The 22,507-nt window shown below is 55.4% G+C and carries 24 protein-coding genes; all 24 read right to left on the bottom strand.

The window, feature by feature from the left end; genetic code table 11:
* Entirely contained in the window at positions 1-375 is a 375-nt protein-coding gene (locus C4S74_RS02585) for an EscU/YscU/HrcU family type III secretion system export apparatus switch protein (protein WP_103993788.1), read from the bottom strand.
* Positions 372-2,462, bottom strand: a complete 2,091-nt coding sequence (locus C4S74_RS02580; protein ID WP_146065472.1) for a flagellar hook-length control protein FliK — start codon at positions 2,460-2,462, stop codon at positions 372-374. Before C4S74_RS02580 ends, C4S74_RS02585 begins: the two co-directional genes overlap by 4 nt.
* A 54-nt stretch (positions 2,463-2,516) precedes the next feature.
* Positions 2,517-3,125 carry a ribonuclease HII gene (locus tag C4S74_RS02575; protein ID WP_103993786.1) on the bottom strand — a complete coding sequence of 203 codons (609 nt, stop codon included), beginning with the start codon at positions 3,123-3,125 and terminating at the stop codon, positions 2,517-2,519.
* A 150-nt stretch (positions 3,126-3,275) separates the two neighbouring features.
* Positions 3,276-4,148 (bottom strand): ribosome biogenesis GTPase YlqF, encoded by an 873-nt coding sequence (gene ylqF / locus C4S74_RS02570; protein ID WP_103993785.1) that lies wholly within the window; start codon positions 4,146-4,148, stop codon positions 3,276-3,278.
* A gap of 36 nt (positions 4,149-4,184) precedes the next feature.
* On the bottom strand, positions 4,185-4,820 hold the full coding sequence (gene lepB, locus C4S74_RS02565; protein ID WP_103993784.1) for a signal peptidase I: 636 nt from the start codon (positions 4,818-4,820) through the stop codon (positions 4,185-4,187).
* 82 nt (positions 4,821-4,902) lie between these two features.
* A complete protein-coding gene (gene rplS / locus C4S74_RS02560; protein WP_042232818.1) occupies positions 4,903-5,244 on the bottom strand; it encodes a 50S ribosomal protein L19 in 342 nt (113 codons plus the stop codon).
* A gap of 215 nt (positions 5,245-5,459) precedes the next feature.
* Complete coding sequence (trmD, locus tag C4S74_RS02555) at positions 5,460-6,248, bottom strand: tRNA (guanosine(37)-N1)-methyltransferase TrmD (RefSeq protein ID WP_103993783.1); 789 nt, start codon at positions 6,246-6,248, stop codon at positions 5,460-5,462.
* Positions 6,245-6,766 (bottom strand): ribosome maturation factor RimM, encoded by a 522-nt coding sequence (rimM, locus tag C4S74_RS02550; protein ID WP_103994254.1) that lies wholly within the window; start codon positions 6,764-6,766, stop codon positions 6,245-6,247. Before rimM ends, trmD begins: the two co-directional genes overlap by 4 nt.
* A gap of 185 nt (positions 6,767-6,951) precedes the next feature.
* Positions 6,952-7,182 (bottom strand): KH domain-containing protein, encoded by a 231-nt coding sequence (locus C4S74_RS02545; RefSeq protein ID WP_103993782.1) that lies wholly within the window; start codon positions 7,180-7,182, stop codon positions 6,952-6,954.
* Between the two features lie 27 nt (positions 7,183-7,209).
* Positions 7,210-7,482, bottom strand: a complete 273-nt coding sequence (gene rpsP / locus C4S74_RS02540) for a 30S ribosomal protein S16 (RefSeq protein WP_042232810.1) — start codon at positions 7,480-7,482, stop codon at positions 7,210-7,212.
* A 51-nt stretch (positions 7,483-7,533) separates the two neighbouring features.
* Positions 7,534-8,895 (bottom strand): signal recognition particle protein, encoded by a 1,362-nt coding sequence (ffh, locus tag C4S74_RS02535; protein ID WP_103993781.1) that lies wholly within the window; start codon positions 8,893-8,895, stop codon positions 7,534-7,536.
* A gap of 91 nt (positions 8,896-8,986) precedes the next feature.
* Positions 8,987-9,337 (bottom strand): putative DNA-binding protein, encoded by a 351-nt coding sequence (locus C4S74_RS02530; RefSeq protein WP_103993780.1) that lies wholly within the window; start codon positions 9,335-9,337, stop codon positions 8,987-8,989.
* Positions 9,338-9,543: 206 nt separating this feature from the next.
* Entirely contained in the window at positions 9,544-10,533 is a 990-nt protein-coding gene (gene ftsY, locus C4S74_RS02525; protein WP_103993779.1) for a signal recognition particle-docking protein FtsY, read from the bottom strand.
* Positions 10,534-10,675: 142 nt separating this feature from the next.
* On the bottom strand, positions 10,676-14,254 hold the full coding sequence (gene smc, locus C4S74_RS02520; RefSeq protein ID WP_103993778.1) for a chromosome segregation protein SMC: 3,579 nt from the start codon (positions 14,252-14,254) through the stop codon (positions 10,676-10,678).
* Between the two features lie 593 nt (positions 14,255-14,847).
* A complete protein-coding gene (gene rnc / locus C4S74_RS02515; protein ID WP_009673364.1) occupies positions 14,848-15,549 on the bottom strand; it encodes a ribonuclease III in 702 nt (233 codons plus the stop codon).
* A 21-nt stretch (positions 15,550-15,570) separates the two neighbouring features.
* On the bottom strand, positions 15,571-16,806 hold the full coding sequence (gene fabF, locus C4S74_RS02510) for a beta-ketoacyl-ACP synthase II (protein ID WP_103993777.1): 1,236 nt from the start codon (positions 16,804-16,806) through the stop codon (positions 15,571-15,573).
* Positions 16,807-16,922: 116 nt separating this feature from the next.
* Positions 16,923-17,156 (bottom strand): acyl carrier protein, encoded by a 234-nt coding sequence (acpP, locus tag C4S74_RS02505; RefSeq protein WP_042232799.1) that lies wholly within the window; start codon positions 17,154-17,156, stop codon positions 16,923-16,925.
* Between the two features lie 103 nt (positions 17,157-17,259).
* Positions 17,260-18,000: a 3-oxoacyl-[acyl-carrier-protein] reductase gene (fabG, locus tag C4S74_RS02500; protein ID WP_103993776.1), complete on the bottom strand. Its 741-nt coding sequence runs from the start codon at positions 17,998-18,000 to the stop codon at positions 17,260-17,262.
* Positions 18,001-18,040: 40 nt separating this feature from the next.
* Positions 18,041-18,967: an ACP S-malonyltransferase gene (fabD, locus tag C4S74_RS02495; RefSeq protein WP_103993775.1), complete on the bottom strand. Its 927-nt coding sequence runs from the start codon at positions 18,965-18,967 to the stop codon at positions 18,041-18,043.
* Between the two features lie 27 nt (positions 18,968-18,994).
* Positions 18,995-19,981 carry a beta-ketoacyl-ACP synthase III gene (locus tag C4S74_RS02490; RefSeq protein ID WP_103993774.1) on the bottom strand — a complete coding sequence of 329 codons (987 nt, stop codon included), beginning with the start codon at positions 19,979-19,981 and terminating at the stop codon, positions 18,995-18,997.
* Positions 19,982-19,990: 9 nt separating this feature from the next.
* Positions 19,991-20,980 (bottom strand): phosphate acyltransferase PlsX, encoded by a 990-nt coding sequence (gene plsX / locus C4S74_RS02485; RefSeq protein ID WP_103993773.1) that lies wholly within the window; start codon positions 20,978-20,980, stop codon positions 19,991-19,993.
* The gene (gene fapR, locus C4S74_RS02480; protein ID WP_036739470.1) at positions 20,964-21,578 is read right to left on the bottom strand and encodes a transcription factor FapR; all 615 of its coding nucleotides are present in this window, start codon (positions 21,576-21,578) and stop codon (positions 20,964-20,966) included. Before fapR ends, plsX begins: the two co-directional genes overlap by 17 nt.
* A gap of 198 nt (positions 21,579-21,776) precedes the next feature.
* A complete protein-coding gene (gene rpmF / locus C4S74_RS02475; RefSeq protein WP_009673368.1) occupies positions 21,777-21,950 on the bottom strand; it encodes a 50S ribosomal protein L32 in 174 nt (57 codons plus the stop codon).
* Positions 21,951-21,983: 33 nt separating this feature from the next.
* A complete protein-coding gene (locus tag C4S74_RS02470; protein ID WP_103993772.1) occupies positions 21,984-22,499 on the bottom strand; it encodes a DUF177 domain-containing protein in 516 nt (171 codons plus the stop codon).
* Positions 22,500-22,507: the final 8 nt, after the last annotated feature.

Below are 22,507 nucleotides of genomic sequence, written 5' to 3'. Positions count from 1 at the left end.
TCACAGCCCCTCCCGCTGCTTGTCTCTCATTTCTTTCATCCGGTTGTCGGACCGGTAAATATAGCTCAGCACCTCGGCGACAAGCTGATAAAGCTCCCCGGGTATCTCCTGATCGAGCTCCAGCTTCGAGAGCACCTCCACAAGCGAAGCGTCTTCCTGTACGGGAACGCCGCTCTCCCTTGCCTTCTCGACAATCGCTTCGGCGACTTTGCCTTTCCCTTTCGCGATGACCGTAGGCGCTTTCTGCTCTCCGGGCGCGTATTTCAGGGCAACCGCTTTGCGGATCGCTTGCGCTCCCGTACCTTTTCCGTCAGCCGCATCCTTGTCAGGACCGGAGTTTGACGGAGTCCGGCCTTGCTCGGCAGAAAAATTCATACGCGCAGATCCACTCCCCGATAGGCTTCTCCCGGCACGATAGTATCCATCATAACCGCACTTAGCGGAGAGCCGGAGTCCCCGCCGGAGAGACTTCCAAGCGACTTCGGGTATTCCCCCGTTTTCATAGAGAGAAACTGATAGCCCAGGTTATCCAGGGCCGCTGCAATTTCTTCCTTGGAACCACTTAGCAGCTCGCCGATTATAGGATCGTCATTAAAAACTTGAAGACTGACCATTTTATTCATCACACCGACGTCCACAAGTGTGTGGCCCATCGATTTCATTTGGAGATCAAACAACAGCCGGCAGTTCTCCGCATCCAGCTCTCCGCGTCTGCCTTTGCGGGATTGGATGTGAACGGCTGCCGTAGGCTGTCCGTCCGCGCCGAGAAGCGGGACAAACAGCGTCACGTGCGTAAACACCCCGCTGCGGTCCGGCGAAAGCAGCAGCTGCTGCCCTGTAATCTGCTGGAGTGCCTGCTGGGCCGTCTCGCGGATCGGAGCCGGGAGATCGTCAGCCGCAGTCAGCTGAAGCAGCAGGCTCTTGAGCGTCTCGGCGCCGTCCGCCTTGAGCGCCGCGGCCTGCCCTTCCCCGGCGGCGGCCATATGGGCCCCGCCTGCGTGCGGAGCGCTGCCCGGCTGCCTCAGGAGGCGGCTTTCGTGGTCGACGCCGACTGCCCGCAGCAGCTCGCGCACCCAGCCGCCACCGGCTGCCGGGCGCTGTTCGCCTGCTGCGGCGACGCGTGCGCCGTCCGCCTCGGCGGCGCCTCCGCGGCTCGCGGCGGCGGCCTGCGCCGCGTGCGTATCCGCCGCCCGCGGCGCGCTTGCCGGCTGCGCGGACTGCGGCTGGGCCCCCGCCGCGTCAGGCCGCGCGCCGCCAGCGGCAGCTCCGCTGGCGGCAGCAGTGCCGGGCGGAGGCGCCGGAGCGCCCGCTGCGGGGCGTCCCGCGGCCGGCGTCAGCTCTGCGGGCCCGCCCGCAGGCACGCCCGGAGCCGCGGCTGCAGTGCCGCCGCCCGCTGGCGCCGCTATCTGCCCGGCGGGCATGCCGCCGGCCGGCTGCTGCGGCTGGGTCCCCGGCGAGGGCCGGCCCGCTCCCGGCAGCTCTGCGGCTGCGTCAGCCTGCATACCCGATGCCGGGGGCGTAAGTCTGCCGCCGCCATCAGCGGGGGCTCCGGCCGCCGGCTGCGGCAAGCCGGATGTCCCCGGCGGCACAAGGCGGCCTTGTCCGGCGGCCTGCGTATTGCCGCCATCGGGACGGGTTCCTACCGGCTGGCGTACAGCCGACTCTCCGGCAGTTCCCGCGCCGCCATTAGCCGGAGACGTTACCGCCGCCGGTCCCGGCTTGCCGGTTCCGCTTTCCGCTCCGGCTGCCGCCCCGTTCCCGGCAGGTTTTCCTCCTACCCCGGCTGCCGTATCCTGCATCGTGCGCAAAACATCGGCTAACTGCCGGAGCAATTTTTCTCCGCCGCCGTTCGTTCCTTCGGCCAGACCGCCGTTTTGCAGCAGTCCGCTTAATGTCTGCGCCAGATTTTGCAGCGTTTCTCCGAACGGCTTGCCGAATAACGCCTGATGGACGGCTCCTACCGTATCCGGGGTTAAGGGAAGACCTTTGCCGATAGCCACGCCGACAGCCTGTACCCACTGTTCGGGCTTCACGGAAGCAGGGATGCGGCTCATGATCTCTTGCAGCGGCGCTGCCGCTTCCTTCGTCAGCGGAATGCCCTGCTGTTTCATCATCTGGACCAGCTCGCGGTTCACAGCCGTATCTTTTAACCCCGTCTGCTTCAGCATCTGTCCGATCTCTTCCTGTGTAGCCGGTACGGCCGGTCCCGCTGCCGGTTTAAGAACGACCTGTCCGCCCGTACTTTCCGGCTGAACCTGCAGCCATGCGGTCTGTCCGGGCGCAAGGGGAGTCTCCAGCTTGGCTCTCACCTGTACGCCGTCGATCGACATCTGGGCTTCCTGATTATCGTACACCTGCAAAACCACACCCTTGACAACCTGTCCGGGCTTCAACTCCAATGTTTTGGGCTCCGCCGCCTGCATGCCGCCGGCCAAACCACGAATCAATCCGCTAATGTTCACGCCGACCCGCCTTTCGTTTTGCATTCTTTATGTATATATCGGACGGAACCTCATTTAAAATAACTCCTGCTGCATAACCATCACGTTGCGAATAAAAAGCTTCCGGTGCAGGGGCGTCGGCCCGAATTCGATCAGCATTTCCCTATGCTGCCGGGTCGCGTATCCCTTGTGCTTGGCAATGCCGTATTCCGGGTGAAGCTTATCCCATTCCTTGCACATGCGGTCCCTGGTCACTTTGGCTATAATTGAAGCGGCCGCAATCGACTGGCTCGTCGCATCGCCGTGAATAATCGCCATCTGCTTCATATTCACATCCACTTGCTCCGCATCGACCAGCAAATAATCGGGCGGGGGGCTGAGCTGCTCCACTGCCCGTTTCATCGCCAGCCTGGAAGCCTGCTTAATATTGATCTCGTCAATCGTTCTTACATCTATCGTACCGATGCCCACGGCAATCGCTTCTTCCATAATCACATCATACAATTCTTCGCGTTTTTTCTCGGAAAGCTTTTTGGAATCGTCCACGCCTTCCAATAATAAGCCTTGTGGCAAAATAACGGCGGCCGCAACGACATCTCCGAATAAACAGCCCCGCCCGACTTCATCGACTCCCGCAATCCGGGAGTAGCCTTTTTCCCATAATCCCATCTCTTCATGAAGCATGGTGCAACCTCCTCCCGCTCTCCATTATACCGGAAAAATCGACACATTGTCCCGCGAAAACAACAAAAAACGTGCAACCGCTCCTCTCCGGTTTTCGAAGAGGGCTGTGCACGTTTAACCGCTTAATGGCTATTAAAAGACTCAGACGCCTTAAAGATACTCTTCCGGAACTTCCAGTGAAACCCGCCCTAATTTGCCGGAACGAAGCTCACGCAGAAACAGAAGGGAGGTTTTTTCAAGATCAACGCGTCCTCCGCTGACGATCGCTCCACGCTTGCGGCCGATCGCCTCCATGACCTCGATGACCTCGTTAGGATTCTCGTTATCCGCGGGAAGTTCCTTGATCCCATAACGTTCCTGAAGACGTTCACCGTAGTATTCGGCCATGTAACGGATCGTATGAAAAGCGATGTCGTCGAGATGCAAGATTTCTTCCTTGATCGCACCCGTAGCCGCCAGCTTCATGCCCACGTTCTGGTCATCGAATTTCGGCCACAAAATTCCCGGTGTATCGAGAAGGTCCATATCCGTTCCGAATTTAATCCACTGCTGGCCTTTCGTAACGCCCGGTTTATCCCCGGTATTCGCTATTTTCCGCCCTGCCAGCTGGTTAATCAGAGTGGATTTCCCTACGTTCGGAATGCCCACAATAAGTCCCCGTATAGCCCGCGGGTTGATCCCTTTGCGAATCTGGGTCTCGATTTTGGCGCTCATGAGCTCTTTGCAGAGCGGCAAAATCTCTTTCACACCGGTTCCCGTGTTGGCATCGATCGGCAGCGCCTTCAGTCCCTGATCCGTGAAATACTTCACCCAATCCGCCGTGATCGCCGGGTCCGCCAGATCCGACTTGTTCAGAAGAACGAGCCGGGGCTTTCCCTTCAGAATATCATCGACCATGGGATTGCGGCTGGACATCGGAATCCGCGCGTCGAGCAGCTCAATCGCCACATCAATGAGCTTCAATTTATCTTCGATTTGTCTTCTTGCCCGGGTCATATGGCCGGGAAACCATTGAATCGTCATCCTATCACCTCTGCATACAAAACGAGCACTTCTTCATCAGAAGTGCACGAAACCTGCTTTATTTAGGGGCCAGAACACCAGATCCGCACGGCCGACTATTTTCTCGTATGAAACAAACCCGACTTCTGCGAAACGGCTGTCCTTACTGTTGGAGCGGTTATCCCCCATAACGAATACGGACTTGTCCGGCACTTTAATCTCCGTCGTGCCCTCGCTGCCCGGTTCGGGGAAATTGCGCCTGTTATAAGCATGCCCTTCTTTTACCGCATTATCTATGGCTTCTTTTATGTAAGGCTCTTCAATGACCTTATCGTTGACGTATACTTTGTCGCCGTCCACCTTGATCGTTTCTCCCGGAAGAGCCACGACCCGCTTGATATAATCGATGCCTTCCGGCGCATGAAGCACGATGACCTCGCCCCGTTTAGGCTCACTGAATTTATACTTGATCTTATTTACGATTAACCGTTCACCCGTATGAAAGTTCGGTTCCATGGAGGGACCTTCGACGATGAAGGGGGCAAACAGAAGCCAACGAATCAAAAATACAAGAACGGCAGCGATAAGCAGGGCTTTAATCCATTCCCATGCTTCCTTCTTTACGGGATTTTTCGCCGGAGCTGCCACATTTTCGGTTTCGGCCGAAAGTTCCTGCTCTCTTCTCTCCATCATCCAAACCCCATTTCCTGATCAAATGAACATGAGCTTTTATGAAACTAAAAGGGGACTTGAAAACAAGCCCCCTCGGTCTTTATTATCGAATTTCTTTAATTCTAGCCGCTTTACCGCGAAGACCGCGCAGGTAGTAAAGTTTCGCACGACGAACTTTACCACGACGAGCTACTTCAATCTTTTCAATCTTCGGAGAATGAAGCGGAAGTGTTCTTTCCACGCCAACGCCGTAAGAAATTTTACGAACTGTAAACGTTTCGCTGATTCCGCCGCCGCGACGCTTGATCACGACACCTTCGAACAGCTGAACGCGCTCGCGGGTTCCCTCGATTACTTTTACAAATACTTTCAAAGTATCGCCGGGACGAAAGCTCGGGATATCAGAACGCAATTGTTCTTTCGTAATTTCCTGAATGAGATTCATTTAAGATTCCCTCCTTCCACAATAGGTGTTCATTCCGCCATCTCTTAGCTGTCAAAACCACGTTTGTATGCGTAGAGGACCACCCGATTCAAACAACACAACATTGGATATTCTATCATACGTTCAACAGAAAAACAACCAAAATCGTTCGTATTTTCCGTTTTGGTAGAAAAGATTCGAGACAGCTGCAAAAAATCCCGGATTTCGGGAAATTTTCAGCCCTGCCGTCCCTCTTCCTCGGCCTTTCTTTCACGCAGCCATCGTTTTTCCTTGTCCGTCAGCTCGGCATTCTCAAGCAGTTCGGGACGGCGTTTGAACGTGCGGTAAAGCGACTGCAGCCGGCGCCATTCGGTGATGTTCGCATGATGGCCCGAAATGAGCACATCCGGCACCGTCCATCCCCTGAATTCAACGGGACGGGTATAGTGCGGATACTCCAGGAGCCCCGTGCTGAATGAATCCGTAACCGCCGACTGTTCGTTGCCCAGCACGCCGGGGAGCAGACGCACGACACTGTCGATTACCACCATGGCCGGAAGCTCTCCGCCCGTGAGTACATAATCGCCGATAGACAGCTCGTCCGTCACAAGATGTTCCCGTATCCGCTCGTCATAGCCTTCATAGTGTCCGCAAATAAAAATAAGATGCTCTTCCCGCGACAGCTCCTCCGCCTTCCGCTGGGTAAACGTCTCGCCTTGGGGACACATGAGGATGACACGCGGTCTGGCTCCCGCTGATACCGGTTCTCCGGCCGTTTCCGGGCCTTCGGAAGGCACATCCAGCAGGGATTCCACCGCCGCGAAGATCGGGTCCGGCTTAAGCACCATTCCCCCGCCGCCGCCGTACGGATAGTCATCCACCGTGTTATGCTTGTTGCCTGCAAAGTCCCTGAAATTCACGGTGGACAGATTCACGATGCCTTTTTCCCGGGCTTTGCCCAGAATGCTTGAAGTAAACACGCCTTCAAACATGGCAGGAAACAAAGTCAGTACGTCTATGTTCATAAATCGAGCAGCCCCTCCAGAAGATGAACCGTTACAACCTTTTCTTCCACATCCACATCGAGCACTACGTCGTCAATTACAGGGAGGAGCAGCTGTTTTTTATTCGGCCTTCCCACCACCCATACATGGTTCGCTCCCGGGGTCAGAATTTCCTGAATCGTGCCGAGCTCTTCGCCCTCTTCAGTCAGAACTCTGCAGCCTATAATTTCGTGATAATAGTATTCGTCTTCATCCAGACTTTCCAGGTATTTCTCTTCCACCCGAAGCAGGGAGCCTTTTAAAAGTTCAACCTCGTTGATGTGAGAAAACTCCTTGAACTGGATGATGTACATGTTTTTGTGCAGCCGTGTGCTTTTAATGGTCACCGGTGTAAGTTTACCTTTGGCATCCTCGACGACAAGCTTGCTGCCCACCGCAAAACGCTGCTCGGCAAAGTCCGTATGCGGCACGACTTTCAGTTCACCCCGCAGACCGTGTGTGTTGACGATGGTGCCTACCGTATATAATTTATCGCTCATATCCGTATTTTTCCACCTCTGTCCCGTTTCCATACTTGTTCCGATTCTCCGGACGCCGAAAAAGGAGCAAAACCGGTTTCCGCTCGCCTGCCCGGTTTTGTTTCCCCGGATGCGTCCTCCGGCAGGAAACGGTTTCTCGTGTTCAGATGCAAGAAAAAGGTTAGGAATGATCCTAACCTTTTCCTCTATGACATAATTTCAACGGTAACCCGTTTGTTTTCCTTGACTGCAGCTGACGTGACGACTGTGCGAAGAGCTTTGGCGATACGACCCTGTTTGCCGATAACTTTACCGACATCTCCCGGGTGTACGGACAGTTCATAAACGACACTGCTCTCGCCTTCCACCGCATTCACACGCACGTCTTCCGGATGATCCACGAGTGCCTTCGCGATAACGGTAATGACCTCTTTCATAAAGACCTCCGAAATGCCTGGGTAGGATTACTTCTTCAGCTTAGACTCGTGGAACTTGGTCATAAGACCTGCTTTGCTGAACAGGGAACGAACCGTATCGGACGCTTGCGCGCCGTCTTGGAGCCATTTCAGTGCTTTCTCCTCGTCGATTTTAACGACTGCAGGTTGAGCAACCGGGTTATAGTAACCGATCTCCTCGATAAAACGTCCGTCACGCGGAGAGCGGGAATCGGAAACAACTACACGATAAAAAGGAGCTTTGTGAGCACCCATACGCTTCAAACGAATACGAACTGCCATGAATATCACCTCCCACATAGAATAAACGCCTTGTATCGAAACCGCCGGCCGTTAACCGAACGGAAACTTGAAACCTTTGCCCAGCTTCTTCATGTTCTTCATGGCTTTAGGATTCATCATGCCTGAGAACTGCTTCATCATTTTGCGCATATCCTCAAACTGCTTCAGCAGCCGGTTGACATCCTGAACGGAATTGCCGCTTCCCAGCGCGATGCGTTTGCGCCGGTTCGCATTAATGATTTCAGGCTTGCGCTTCTCTTCCTTCGTCATCGATTTCACGATGGCCTCGACACGGCCCATCTGCTTGTCATCGACTTTCAGGTCTTTCATGCCTTTCATTTTGCCGGCTCCGGGCAGCATATCCAGCAGCTGGTCCAGCGGACCGAGCTTCTTCACCTGCTCCATCTGTTCGAGGAAATCATCGAACGTGAACTCGGCATTGCGCATCTTGCGTTCCATTTCCTTCGCTTTATCCGCATCGATGCCCGCCTGTGCCTTCTCGATCAGGGTGAGCATATCGCCCATGCCGAGAATCCTCGAAGCCATCCGCTCCGGATAGAAAGGCTCCAGCGCGTCCATTTTCTCGCCCATTGCGGCGAATTTGATGGGACAGCCGGTAACGGCTTTAACCGATAGTGCGGCACCGCCGCGCGTATCTCCGTCGAGCTTGGTCAGAACGACCCCCGTCAGCTCCAGCTGCTTATGAAAGCTCTCGGCCACGTTGACGGCATCCTGCCCCGTCATCGCGTCGACGACCAGCAGCGTTTCGTGCGGGCCTACCGCTTCGCGCACGTTCTTCAGCTCATCCATGAGCGCTTCGTCAATGTGCAGCCGTCCGGCCGTATCGACGATCACGTAGTCGTTGTTGTTGTCTTTGGCGAACTGAAGCCCGTTCTTCGCGATTTCGACGGGACTTACCTGATCGCCCATCGAAAATACGGGAACCTTCAGCTGCTCGCCCAGCACCTGAAGCTGCTTGATGGCAGCGGGCCGGTAAATATCGCCGGCGACCAGCAGCGGCTTATGGTTCTGCTTCTGCAGCATTTTGGCCAGCTTGCCGGACGTTGTCGTTTTACCCGCACCCTGCAAACCGACCATCATAATAACGGTAGGCGGTTTGTTCGCTTTGGCGAGCTTCGTGTGCGTTCCGCCCATAAGATCGGTGAGCTCTTTGTTTACGATGTCGATGACGACCATGCCAGGAGTGAAGCTCTTCATCACGTCTTGTCCGACTGCGCGCTCTTTCACCTTGGCGATGAAGTCTTTGACGACTTTAAAGTTAACGTCGGCTTCCAGAAGAGCCAGACGCACTTCGCGAAGCGCCTCGCCCACATCTTCTTCCGTCAGTTTGCCTTTGCCGCGGAGTTTGTCGAACACGCCCTGCAGCCTGCCGGTTAATCCTTCGAATGCCATCTAAACCGCCTCCTTCCTGCCTCATTCAATTGCTCTGAACTTGCATCTTCGTACATGTATGGGTTTCTGCCTCGGCAGAGTTATTCGTTTTCTATTCCGTATGAACGATCCGGCGCATATAGTCTGCCGCCCGGTCCGCAAGATCGCCCGGCGACCGGAGAAGCATCTCCTCCGCCTCGCTCAGCAGCTTCAAGCGGCGTTCGTGTTTCGCCAGCAGCAGAAGTTTGCTCTCGTAATCCTCGAGCATCTGCTCCGCGCGTTTCACATGTTCGTAAACAGCCTGACGGCTGATCTTGAATTGCTCGGCGATTTCCCCGAGGGAGTAATCGTCGTGAAAGTACAGTTTAAGCACAGCCTGCTGTTTGTCCGTCAGCATGGGCTCGTAGAAATCAAACAGAAGATTAATTCGGTTCGTTTTCTCCAGAATGCGATCTTCCGTCATAAGGCCCGCCTCCGTCAAGGTTATGCACTTTACACCAGCAACAGTCCTTATATTAAAGGATGCCGGAGGGGATGTCAAGCCCTTCACCTTGTCAGCCGATAAATTCACAGCACTGCGGAATACGGCCTTCATGAAGGCTCGCCCATAAGAACCGCAAGCGAAGCGGCACTGCTGCTCTTGCGCGGTTACGCGCGACCGATAGCCCGTTACGCTTCCGCTTTCTCCTCGGCGATCCACTTCCCGAACAGCGCATGAACGAACTGCTCGGAATCAAACGGCTGCAAATCGTCCATTTTCTCACCCAGTCCCACGAATTTCACGGGAATGTTCAGCTCCTGACGGATGGCAACCACGATGCCGCCTTTTGCCGTTCCGTCCAGCTTCGTTAATACGAGGCCGCTCAGACCGGTTTTGTCGCCGAACATTTTGGCCTGCTGGAGGGCATTCTGGCCTGTCGTGGCGTCCAGCACGAGCAGCACTTCATGCGGAGCGTCGGGAACCTCCCTGCGGATAACCCGGTAAATCTTGTTGAGTTCCTCCATCAGGTTCACTTTGTTCTGCAGCCGTCCCGCCGTATCGCAAAGCAGAATGTCCGCTCCGCGGTTCTTCGCGGCCTGCACGGCGTCATACATGACAGCCGCCGGATCGGAACCCGCCTGCTGCTTGATGACGTCCACGCCGACACGCTGGCCCCACGTTTCGAGCTGCTCGATCGCACCCGCCCGGAACGTATCGCCGGCGGCGAGAATCACTTTTTTACCCTGCGATTTGTACATGTGCGCCATTTTGCCGATTGTGGTCGTTTTGCCCACGCCGTTGACGCCGACGAACAAAATAATGCTCAGCCCGCCGGGAGCCAGCTTCATGCTGCTGTCTTCACTGCCCTTCAAAAGCTCCGTCAGCTTCTCGGACAGAACCGGCTGAAGGTCGTTGGGATCTTCGATTCTGCGTTTGCGCACTTCGCCGCGCAGCTGCTCGATCAGCTCCATGACCGTGCTTACGCCGACGTCCGCGCCGATCAGGATTTCTTCCAGCTCCTCGTAAAATTCCTCGTCGATTTTTTTGCGGCGGCTGAACAGATCGTCCACGCGGTCCACGAAGACATCGCGCGTTTTGGTGAGGCCTTCCTTGAATTTATTCGTTACCGCCTCGGTTTTGCTCGAAATGCTCTCTTTTAACCGTTTAAAAAAACTCATCTGAAGCTGTTCCTCGCTTTCTGAAATGGCTCTTGAAGAGCCTGTAAAGGTGGCTGATTAAAATACACGTTTATATAACCGGATTACCGCCCGGTGAAATCACTTTCCCGGACGATGTCCTTCACGGTGCGGCTTTTCCTCATCAAGAAGCGGAAATCATCGCTTCCTCGTCCTCAAGCCTGACGGACACGAGCTTGGAAACGCCGCCTTCTTCCATCGTAACCCCATACAGCACGTCCGCTTCCTCCATGGTTCCCTTGCGGTGCGTGACCACGATAAACTGGGTCGTTTCGGAGAATTCACGCAAATACTCGGCAAAACGGGTGACATTCGCTTCGTCCAGCGCCGCCTCGACCTCGTCCAGCACGCAGAACGGAACGGGCTTCACGCGCAGAATCGAGAACAGCAGCGCAAGCGCCGTGAGTGCTCTTTCCCCGCCGGAGAGCAGCTGCAGGTTCTGCAGTTTTTTCCCCGGGGGCTGGGCTACGATCTCGATGCCCGTCTCCAGCAGATTTTCGGGATCGGACAAAATCAGATCCGCCCGGCCTCCGCCGAACAGCTTCACGAAAACGACGACGAAGTGGGAACGTATCGCATCGAAAGTCGTCTTGAAGCGTTTCGACATTTCCTGGTCCATTTCCCGGATCACGGTGTAAAGCGTTGTTTTCGCTTCCACGAGATCGTCTTTCTGGACGGACAGGAACTCGTAACGTTCCGACACGCGGGCGTATTCCTCTATCGCGCCCAGATTGACATCGCCCAGCGAAGAGATGGAGCGCTTCAGATCGCGCACCTTGTTCTGCGCGCCCGTGATATCTTCGGGCACCGGGTAGCGTTCTTTGGCGAGCTCGTAGCTCATTTCGTACTCCTCGCCCAGCTTTTTGAGCAGGTTCTCCAGCTCTACGTCCAGCCGGTTCACGCGCACCTCATGCTGCAGGCACTGTTCCTCCACCTGTTTGAGCTGCGTACGCTGCTCGCGTGTCTCATTCTCGGCCTGCTGGAGCTTGTCCATCCATCCCGCACGTTCGGAACGCTTGAACTCGATGTCTTCCGTGCATTTCTGCTTGCGGAGTTTCAGCGTATTGAGCAGTTCCACCTGCTTGACGCTTTCTTCCGCATGGAATTCCATCTCCGCGCGGAGCTGCCACAGCTGGCGGCGGTTCATCTCCAGCTCCTGCTTCGCTTCCGCGAGATCCTGCTGGAGCCTCCGCTGCTGATCCTGCAGCGACTGCTTCTCCTGCGAAGCGGAAGCGACACGAACCTTGAGATCCGTCAGCTGGTTCTGCAGCTCCTCCTTCGCCGATTCGTTCGCTTTGCGCGAAGACTCGGCGTCCCGGATGGCCTGCTGGAGCGCCTCCTCCTCCTGCTGCAGCTCTTCGAGCTGACGGCGGTTTTCCTCGATGCTGCGCTCCTGCTGGCCCCGTTCCTCAAGCAGCGTCGAACGGTCGTCGCGTTCCAGCGTCAGCTGCTCCTGCATGCGGCGCGCCTCCGCTTCAAGCGGAGCCAGATCCGCCCGGATCTGCTGTTCTTCGATCCGCTTCTGCTCGCCGCGCCCCCGCAGCTCTTCCAGATTCGCGTTGTCTTCGACGATCTCTTTGCGGGCTTGGGAAGCCCTTGTCTTGAGCTGCTGGAGCTGCGTCTCCGCAGCCGTAATTTCGCCGTCAAGCTCCTCGATCTGCCGCTGGCGGCCGAGCAGGTTGGAGCTTTTTTTCTGAAGACTCCCGCCTGTCATGGAACCGCCCGGGTTCACGATATCACCTTCAAGCGTAACGACACGATACCGGTAGTTCGCTTTGGCGGCAATGCGGTTCGCGTCTTCCAGCGTCTCCGCAATAATAACCGTACCCAGCAAACTGGAAAAAATATTGTGATACTGCGCATCGAATTTAATCAAGTCGACCCCGATGCCGACGAACCCCTTCGAAGATACCAGCGCACCGCGTTCGCTTTCACCGATCGAACGTCCCCGGATGACATCCATGGGTAGGAACGTCGCGCGTCCCATCTGCCGGCGCTTCAGGAAAGCAATCGCTTCGCGGCCGTATGCTTCCGTCGCCACGACGATGTTCTGCAGGGCGCCGCCGAGAGCCGTTTCCACGGCCAGCTCGATTTCCGCCGGCACGCTGACAAGCTCCGCCACGGCCCCGTGAATCCCTTTGAGCCCGTCGGGACGGTTCTTGGCTTTCAGCACTTCCTTAACGCCGTGCATAAAGCCGTCGTAGTCATTCTGCATTTCCTTCATCGTGTCGCGTCTGGATGTAAGAGCGTCGATCCGCTGCTCCCATTTGCGCAGCATACCGGACGATTCCTCCAGCAGAGTCTGCTTCTTCTTGAGACTTTCACTCAAATCCAAATAGCCGGAACGGATCTTCTCAACTTCTTTACGGGTCTGCTCCAGTTTTGTTTCGAGCTGCTTCTTACGGGCGGCGATATCGGACTGCAGAGCGGTCCTTTTCTGCCCTTCTTCTTCCAGCTTTTGAAGCCGCCGTCCCAGAGATTCGAGCTGCTGCTCCGCATAGCGGATTTCGTTGCGGCACTGCGCCATCGCATTCATTTTATCGAGAAGCTCGGATTTCAGCTGATCCTCCACGCCGGAATTCAGGCCGCCGCTTACCCCTTGGAGGCGATTCTCCTCTTCGGACAGCTTGGCTTGATATTCGAACAGCTGCGCGCCGATATGTACAATTTTCTCGCGATGCCCGGCCAGCTCCGCTTCCTTCTCCGCAAATCTCGTTTCCTGAAAAGCGATGGTCTGCTCCAGCTGCTGTTCATTGGAAGCGAAGTTTTTCTTCCGCTCCTTGAGCACCTCGCCGTGGCCTTCGCATTTTTCGAAATCCTCGGAGATTTGCAGCAGGGTTTCCTGGAGCTTCTCCAGCTCTTCCTCCAGCCGTTTCGTTTCCCAGCGGTGTTTCTCCAATTGGGCATCGTGCTGGCTGACAAACGTGGATAAGCTGAGCTGCTCCTTTTTCAAAGAGGTGAGCTTCTCGTTTGTCTCCGACCAGGAGACATAGATCTGATCGATCTGGTGAACGTACACCGCGATTTCGCTGTGCTTGAGTTCTTCCTTCAGTTCTTTGTAGCGGATCGCTTTCTCCGCCTGTTCCCGCAGCGGGTTGATCTGATCTTCCAGCTCCGTGACGAGGTCATGAATACGCAGAAGGTTCTGCTCGGTTTCCTGAAGCTTCTTCTCCGATTCCTTCTTGCGCGATTTATATTTGACGATCCCGGACGCTTCCTCAAAAATACTGCGGCGCTCTTCCGATTTATTGCTTAAAATTTCTTCGATCCGGCCTTGGCCGATAATGGAATAGGCCTCTTTACCGATCCCTGTATCCATAAACAGCTCGGTAATGTCTTTCAGCCTGCAGGACTGCTTGTTTATAAAATACTCACTGTCACCGCTCCGGTGTACACGCCGGCTGACCGTCACCTCATTGTAATCGAGAGGCAGCGACTGGGACGTATTGTCGAGCGTGAGCGACACTTCGCCGTAATTGACCGCTCTGCGCGCGTCGCTGCCGGCAAAAATAACATCTTCCATCTTGCCGCCGCGCAAGCTCTTCGCGCTTGTTTCTCCGAGCACCCAGCGGATACCGTCTGAAATGTTGCTCTTCCCGCTGCCGTTCGGTCCGACTACAGCCGTGATTCCTTTGACGAATTCCAGCTCCGTGCGGTCCGCGAACGACTTAAATCCGGATAATTCAATCCGCTTCAAAAACATAGATTCTTTTCACCTCAAAACTTTTCATAAGAAAAGCTACTTCGTAAGGACTGCTAAACTTTGCGACAGCAAAGTTGCTTCGTAATCGTTGCTTAACTTTTCGCAAAAAAAGTTATTTAGTAAGGACTACTGTACTTTTCACAAGAAAAGTTGCTTTGTAAGCATGGCTGGCACTTTTCGCAAGAAAAGTTGTTCTTTTAAGAACGGTTAAACTTTGCGATAACAAAGTCACTTCTACAAACGAGCCGGCCTGTTCGCCAAAAACACCTTTGCAGCGTTTGGCGTGGCTTTGTTCGCAGCTCGCCCGGCTGCTAAGCTTACGGTAAAGTAAGGCGCCCGAAGCCGCCCGGCTTTAACAGCCCTTCCGCCAGCCTGTCCGATTTCCGCTCTCTCGGCGGTTTATTCCATCAAACCGGGGAATTTATTCCCTGTAAAAGAGCAAGGACCGACACTAGTCCAGCCTCTATTGTATCATATCCCGCGTTCAAAACAGAACGCAAAAGAAAAGAGCAGCTGCTTGGCTGCTCCCTCTCTGCTTTATAAAGCGGCGCTTGGAGAAGGCTCTCCTCCGCACGGGCCTTTTTGCTGTGCTTCTATCGTTCCATGGGTACATTCAGCTTCGTCAATGCCTGCGAAGCCGCCTGCTGCTCCGCTTCTTTCTTGGAGCGTCCCGCTCCCTTGCCGAGCTGCTTGGCATCCATGTACACCTCAGCCACAAACTCTCTCTCGTGAGCCGGACCCCGCTCTTCCACGATACGGTATTCGAGCGCCCCCATATTGTGGTGCTGGGTATGCTCCTGCAGCTGCGTCTTGTAATCGATCACGAGCAGCTTGCCCTCCGCAGATACATATGGAAACACATGCTGCTGCAAAAAGAGCTTAACCGCTTCAAGCCCCTGGTCCAGGTACAACGCTCCGATAAAAGATTCGAAAACATCGGCAAGAAGCGCGGGACGCGAACGGCCTCCCGTCATTTCTTCGCCTTTGCCGAGCTGTACGTAACTCCCGAAATTGAGCTTTTCCGCAAAATTGACCAGCGAGGGCTCACATACGATGGACGCCCGCAGCTTCGTCAGCTCTCCCTCCGTGCGGTGCGGATACTTGAAATACAAGTATTCCGACACCGTAAGTTCCAAAACGGCATCCCCCAGAAATTCAAGACGTTCATTGTCCTGGTAATTCGCCATCCGGTGTTCATTCACATAGGAAGAGTGCGTAAAAGCCTGCCTAAGCAAATCGAGGTCTTGAAAACGGATCTCCATGTCGGCTAGAAGCTGGTTGACGTCTCGGTTCATGTTCTCACCACCGGCCGGTTGTTAGGCTTGATATTTTTTCAAAATAATCGTTGCGTTATGTCCGCCGAATCCGAAGGAGTTGGACATGGCCACTTGAACGTCACTCTTGCGCGGAACGTTCGGCACGTAATCCAGATCACATTCCGGATCCTGGTCATCCAGGTTAACCGTCGGCGGAATGATACCGTTTTCGAGCGTCAGCCCGCAAATAACGGCTTCAACGCCTCCGGCCGCGCCCAGAAGATGGCCGGTCATGGATTTCGTCGAGCTGACAGCGACTTTGTAAGCATGCTCACCCAGCGCTTTCTTGATCGCCGTCGTTTCGGACTTGTCCCCGACCGGCGTGCTCGTACCGTGCGCGTTGATGTAGTCGATGTCTTCCGGCGCGATGCCTGCATCCTTGATCGCTTTGACCATGCAGCGGGCCGCTCCGTCCGGATCGGGCTCCGTCATGTGATGCGCGTCTCCGCTCATACCATAGCCGATGACTTCGGCATAGATGTGGGCACCGCGCTTCTGTGCATGTTCGAGCGACTCAAGCACGAGGATACCCGCACCCTCGCCCATCACGAAACCGTCACGGCCCGTGTCGAAAGGACGGCTCGCCTTCTCAGGCTCGTCGTTGCGGGTGGACATCGCACGCAGCGCGCAGAAGCCGGCAACGCCCGTCGGGCTGATGGTCGCCTCGGCTCCGCCGCAAATCATCACATCGGCATCTCCGCGCTGAATGAGTTTGAACGAATCTCCGATGGAGTGCGTTCCGGTCGCACAAGCGGTAACCGCCGTGCTGTTCGGACCCTTCGCTCCGGTAATCATCGAGATTTGGCCTGAAGCCATATTCGCGATCATCATCGGAATGAAGAACGGGCTGACCCGCTTCGGTCCTTTTTCAAGCAGAATCTTATGCTGTTCTTCCCAAGTCGACAGGCCGCCGATTCCGGAACCGACGTAAACGCCGACCCGCTCGGGATCCGTATCTTCCTGTATGTTCAAGCCGGAGCTCTTCAAGGCGTTGATGCTGGCCGCAACCGCGAACTGCACGAAACGGTCCATTCTTCTTGCTTCACGTTTATCTATATAATCTTCGGGGTTGAAATCTTTAACGGATGCGGCAATGCGCGTCGGATACTCGCTTACGTCGAAGCTTTCGATAGCGCTGATACCGGATTTGCCCGCAAGCAGATTGCCCCAGAAAGTATCCACTTCTTGACCCAGGGAGCTCATAACTCCAAGTCCTGTAATAACGACTCTATTCACGTGTACCACCTCTGAATTAAGGGTGTTTTCTCTCGCTTTTTCTACGTTCAGAAAATGAGGAGAAGTCCCGCCTTTATGAGAACGGGACTCTTTTTAGAACGGGACTCCAAAGATTTTTACGTATGAGATTTTATGTAATTCACTACTTCTCCCACAGTCGTAATCTTCTCAGCATCTTCGTCGGAAATCTCCAGATCAAATTCATCTTCAAGTTCCATAACCAATTCTACAACATCGAGAGAATCAGCACCTAAATCTTCTTTGAAAGACGCTTCAAGGGTAACTTCAGATTCTTCTACCCCTAAACGGTCGATGATAATTTTCTTTACGCGATCTAGTACGTCGGACATCCGGCTCACCTCCTCCTTGGTATTATACGAGAATACGAATCAAAATGCCATACTTGTCTAAGCGGGACAACCGCCGACTGCGGCACGGGCCCCGTAGGGCGTCTTACATGTACATGCCGCCGTCGACGTGAAGCGTCTGGCCGGTCATGTAGGAACCTTCGTCCGAAGCGAGGAAACGGACGATTTTCGCGATATCTTCCGGCTTGCCGAGCTTGCCGAGCGGAATCTGCTGCAGAAGGGATGCCTTCTGCTCTTCCGGCAGCTTGTCGGTCATGTCGGTGGAGATAAAGCCCGGCGCTACCGCATTGACGGTAATTCCGCGGGACGCAAGCTCCTTGGCGGACGCCTTCGTAAGACCGATAACGCCCGCTTTCGCCGCCACGTAATTGGCCTGCCCGGGATTGCCGAGCACGCCCACGACGGACGAGATATTGATAATGCGGCCCGAACGCTGTTTCATCATGGGGCGGGTCGCCGCTTTGGTGCAGTTGAACACGCCTTTGAGATTAGTCGCGATGACGATGTCAAAGTCTTCCTCTTTCATCCTCATAATGAGATTATCCCGGGTAATTCCGGCATTATTCACCAGTATGTCCAGACTGCCCAAGGCTTCAATCGTCTGCTTCACAAGATCTTCGGCTTCCTGGGATTTGCTTACATCGCCGCGCAGCTTGACCGCGCGTCTTCCCATCGCCTCGATCTCTTTAACGACTTCTTCCGCAGCTTGCTCGCTGCCTGCATAGTTGACCGCCACATCGGCGCCGCTTGCGGCAAGTTCCAGGGCAATGGCACGGCCGATTCCGCGGGAAGCTCCGGTAACGAGCGCCGCTTTACCACTCAGCATGGCTTGTGTCCTCCCGACTACATAATGGATTGTGTGACGCTTAAATCTCGGCCTGCAGCGCCGCTTCCAGGCTGTTGACGGAGACGATTTTCACGTTCCGGCTGACCTTCTTGATCAGACCGGCGAGCACCGTTCCCGAGCCGATCTCGACGAAGGTGTCCACCCCCTGCTCGATCAGCCACGCGACAGTGTCTTCCCACAGCACCGGAGAATACACTTGACGGACCAGAAGGTCCTTGATCTCCTCCGGCGAAGTAACCGGGCGCGCCGTAACGTTGGCCACGACGGGCACGGCAGCTTCCTGCAGGCTGAGGCCCGCAAGCACGTCCGCCAGCTTCTCCGACGCCGGTTTCATCAGCGAGGAGTGGAACGGTCCGCTCACTTCGAGCGGAATCGCCCGTTTCGCGCCGATTTCTTTGGCGCGGTCCACGACCGCCTGCACGCCTTCACGGGTGCCGGAAACGACGATCTGGCCCGGGCAGTTGATGTTGGCCAATTCGACTGCGCCGGTCTCTCCGCTGACGGAGCGGCAAAGCTCGTCCAGCGCCCCGCGCTCGGCTCCCAATACGGCTGCCATCGCGCCGAGCCCGTCCGGCACGGCCTGCTCCATAAACTCGCCGCGTGCACGCACGGTGCGCACGGCATCCTCGAAGCCGAGCACGCCGGAGGCTACCAGCGCGGAATATTCGCCCAGGCTGTGACCGGCCGTAAAGTCCGGCACGATGCCTTTTTGGCGGAACACTTCCAGATAAGCCACACTCGCGGTAAGCAGAGCGGGTTGTGTATGATACGTAATTTTCAGTTCGTCCTCGGGTCCCTCGAATACGAGAGAGGATAAAGAGTAGCCTAGTGCCTTGTCGGCCTCGTCGAAGACGCGTTTCGCTCCTTCATGAGCGTCATAAGCATCCTTCCCCATACCGACGGACTGGGCTCCCTGTCCCGGAAATACAAAAGCTATCTTGCCCATATACGTCAGAATTCCCCTTCCAGTATTTTACCAGACCAGCACGGACGCTCCCCAGGTCAGACCGCCGCCGAAACCGACCAGCACCGTGGTATCGCCTTCTTTAAGACGGCCCTGCTCGGCAGCCTCCGCCAGCGCTACCGGAATGGAAGCCGCCGACATGTTGCCGTAGCGGTCGAGGTTGATCATGCATTTGTCCTCGGTCAGCTCCAGACGGTTGAGCGCGGATTGGATAATCCGGATGTTCGCCTGATGCGGAATCAGCAGATCGATATCGTTCTTGTGAAGTCCTGCTTTACGGAGCGCTTCTTCCGCGGCCGATCCCATGATGCGGACCGCGAATTTAAACACTTCGCTGCCGGCCATATAGATATAGTGAAGACGCTGGTCGAGGCTTTCGGGGGATGCCGGATTGCGGGAACCGCCCCCGGCGATCTTAAGAAGCTCCGCACCGGAGCCGTCTGCTCCCAGTTCAAAGGATTTGAACCCGCGTCCTTCCGGAACCGCGCCGATCACGACCGCGCCGGCTCCGTCGCCGAACAGAATGCACGTATTGCGGTCCGTATAGTCCGTGATCCGCGACAAGGTATCCGCTCCTATGACCAGGGCATACTTGTAAACACCGTTCGCGATAAAATTGGACGCGTTGGCCAACCCGTAGATAAAACCGGCGCAGGCCGCGGCCAAGTCAAAGGCCGCCGCGTTCTTGGCGCCCAGCTTCTCCTGAAGAATGCAGGAAGCCGACGGAAACGCCATATCCGGCGTAACGGTAGCCACAATGATCAAATCCAGCTGATCCGCCGTAATTCCGGCATTTTCAAGCGCAATGCGTGAAGCCTCAAGCGCCAAATCGGAGGTTGCCTGCTCGGGAGCCGCCATTCTCCGTTCCCGGATTCCGGTGCGCGTCACGATCCATTCATCGTTCGTCTCCACCATAGATTCCAGTTCCTGATTCGTTAAAACCCGATCGGGCACATATTTACCCGTGCCCAGAATGCCTACAGGAATGCCATTCATTAGGACCACTCACTTCCCGTTCTTGATTTCAGTAGCGATTGCGCCGACCAGGTCGTTCTGCAGCGCCGTTCTCGCCTGGCGCACGGCGTTCTTGATCGCCTTCGCGTCGGACGAGCCGTGGCTTTTCAGCACGAGCCCGGTTAATCCGAGCAGCGGAGCCGCTCCGTGCTCCGTGTAATCGAACATTCCCTTGAAAGCGGACAAGCCCGGTTTCAGCACGGCTGCAGCCAGTTTGGTCAGCGTCGTACGGGTAAGTTCGGTTTTCAAAGCGGAGAAAATGGCCGAGCCAGCTCCCTCCAGCGTTTTCAGCATAATGTTGCCGGCAAATCCGTCGCACACGATAACGTCGCATTCGGCTCGGAGAATGTCGCGGGACTCGACGTTGCCCACGAAATGTACGGGAGCTTGCTCCAGCAGCGGATACGCCGCCTTCGTCAGCTCGTTCCCTTTCATCGCTTCCGTGCCGATGTTCAGCAGACCTACGCGCGGACGGTCCATACCGTGAACCTTGCTTCTGTAAATACTTCCCATGATGGCGTATTGAAGCAAGTTTTCGGGACTGGAATCCATGTTCGCTCCCAGGTCTAGCGCGAGAACCCCTCTGCCGTCCAGCGTCGGGATCATCGGCGCAAGAGCCGGGCGTTCGATGCCGGGTACCCGGCCGACGACGAGAAGCCCCGTCGTCATAAGGGCGCCGGTGTTGCCGGCCGAAATCATCGCGTCGGCTTCGCCTTCCTTGACCAGCCGGCCCGCGACGACCATCGAGGCGTCCTTCTTGCGGCGGACGGCCCGGACAGGCTCGTCTTCGGCTTCGATAATCTCGGAGGCGTGGATAACGCGAAGATTCGAGGGGCGCTCGGTAAGCAGCGCCTCGATCTTCGCCGAATCGCCGACGAGCAGAAGCTCGACATCGGTCCATTCCTTGGCTGCCGCCAGGGCTCCCTCCACGACGATTGCCGGGGCGTGGTCGCCGCCCATTGCGTCAATTGCGATCCGCATTGGCTTGCCCACCTTCTGTTCGTAGTTGTTCTTTCTTGGAGTGAAAGATGACGAAGCTGCCTTCGAAAACAACCTCGTCTCCGATAAACGTCTGCACGTCCACCTTGGCTTTCCCCTTCGACAGGGACTTCACGTACGCTTTCGCGATACATTTCTCGCCAAGCATGGCGGAACGGATAAACCGGATGTCGGCCGAAGCGGTAAGCGCGATAGGATCGTTGATTACCGCAACGGCGAGTGAATTGGCCTGGGCGAAAATATGATGCCCGCGCGCGATTTTGGTACGGGAAAAAACATGATCTTCGGTCAGTTCAAACATGGAAATGCCGCTCTTGTCAAGCTGCAAATCGATGATTTCCCCGATCACTTCATCAATGGGCAGGGAACGCACCTGATCGTAGGAACGTTCCGCCATATGCTTGATCCGTTCGCGCAGCTCGGGTATCCCCAGCTCGAGACGGTCCAGTCGAACGGTTTGAATGCTAACCTGAAACTTGCGCATTAATTCTTCATCCGTCAGAAACGGATTATCTTCAATTGCCTGCAGCAGCTGCTGCTGACGAGTGCGTTTCGGAAGACGTTCGATGACAAGCACCACCCTGCTTGTGGAGGCGGCCGGTAATATGGCCTCCTCTTATTACCTAGTACTAAAAGTAGTATATATAATTTGCGTGCAAAAGGGAAGCCTTGCGGACAAATCCGCCCCGCTCCTCCTTTCACCTTATTGCACTCCCGGCTTTTGGGCAAAAAAAATAGCACCTCACCTAAGATGAAGTACTATTTGTCAGCCTAAAAATTAAGCTTGTACGATTTCTCTGCCTTTGTATGTGCCGCAGTTTTTGCAAACGCGGTGAGAAAGTTTCAGTTCTCCGCACTGCTCGCACTTAACCATGCCCGGAACTTCCAATTTGAAGTGGGTACGGCGCTTGTCGCGGCGGGTTTTGGATGTTTTTCTGAACGGTACTGCCATGAATTCCACCTCCTTAACGTAATCCCCATATCCCTACGAGTTGAAAAAATCAGCCAGACCGGCCAGTCTTGGATCGATCCGTTCGTTCTTGCAGCCGCATTCGCGTTCGTTGCGGTTAGTTCCGCATTCGGGACAAAGCCCTTTGCAGTCTTCCCGGCAAACCGGCGCGAGCGGCAGCTCAAGCTGTATATTCTCTTCAATGTAAGGGTTCAATTCCACTTTATCTTCGCGCACCAGATGGATGATCTCGTTCTCATCCTCGGAAGCCTGCGCTTCCACTTCCGGTTTCGAAGTAAAAATTTCCCGAAAGGGAATGTTCAACGTCTGCTTGAACGGAGTCAAACAACGGGAACAGCCAAACTCAAGCTCGACGGAAACACGGCCGGTTACTTCCACGACGTCGGACGCCGGTTTCGCCTCCAGATCCGTGACGATCGGTCCTGCGGACAAAATATCCTTGCGGCCCTTCAGCAACGCTTCGCCGTTAAGCGACTCGCGGATGGCAACAGGCTGTCCTTTGGCCATAATTTCTTTAAGTTGAATCCACATGTTTTATC

Origin of the sequence: Paenibacillus sp. UNC499MF, assembly GCF_900107975.1 — a bacterium.
GTDB lineage: Bacteria > Bacillota > Bacilli > Paenibacillales > NBRC-103111 > Paenibacillus_F.
This window is presented reverse-complemented; position numbering and strand designations above follow the sequence as displayed.